Below are 667 nucleotides of genomic sequence, written 5' to 3'. Positions count from 1 at the left end.
GGTCTGGTGCTAGGCACCGATCTCAGAGGAGGAGGTTGGAAATCGTTCCAACTGAAAGATAACAGCTCAGGCTTCGAAAGCGCCTTCTTCAAAATAAGTTAGAGTAACTCACAAGATACAATTGTTGTTCTTCGAGCGTCTGCTGTTAGGCCGCTGTGCCCTCACCGACGATGTGCGCCAGCGGAGGCAAGGGCAGAGGCATCCAGTACGTCGCATCACAGAGAGCTCCGCCAGCACTTCGCCATCTGGTGTCATCCCCATAGCCCTCAAAGACATTGCTGTAGATGACAAGAAGATCTTCAGTGATGCTGGCAGGAGCTAGCAGAGCCTTGGGCTAGTCGTCCATATCTCCTGCCACCTTCTCAGCGGTGCCGCCGGTCATGAGGATCGTGCCGCCGCGCCGCTGTTCGGTCATCGACATTTCTCGACCACCGAGCGCTACTACATCCAGGCTGACAATCTCGCGGCCAGCCGATGCCTTGGCTCGATCCTTGATAAACTCAAAGCCCACTCGGAGGACATGGCATGAAGCGTGCAGCGATCTATGCCCGCTATTCGAGCGAGAACCAGCGCGATGCGTCGATCGAGGACTAGAGCAACGGCGGTTCAGACGAATCCATATCCTGCGGCGGTGGGTGAAGTAGTTGCGGCATTCCTCAGCCTCGAC

1 protein-coding gene is annotated in these 667 nt (G+C 56.2%); it reads right to left on the bottom strand.

The window, feature by feature from the left end:
• Positions 1-334: 334 nt before the first annotated feature.
• A partial coding sequence (locus tag JQC81_RS32830) for a hypothetical protein (RefSeq protein WP_210347350.1) occupies positions 335-667 on the bottom strand: 333 nt, incomplete at its 5' end.

The organism is Microvirga arabica, assembly GCF_016811235.1.
Taxonomy (GTDB): domain Bacteria; phylum Pseudomonadota; class Alphaproteobacteria; order Rhizobiales; family Beijerinckiaceae; genus Microvirga; species Microvirga arabica.
This window is presented reverse-complemented; position numbering and strand designations above follow the sequence as displayed.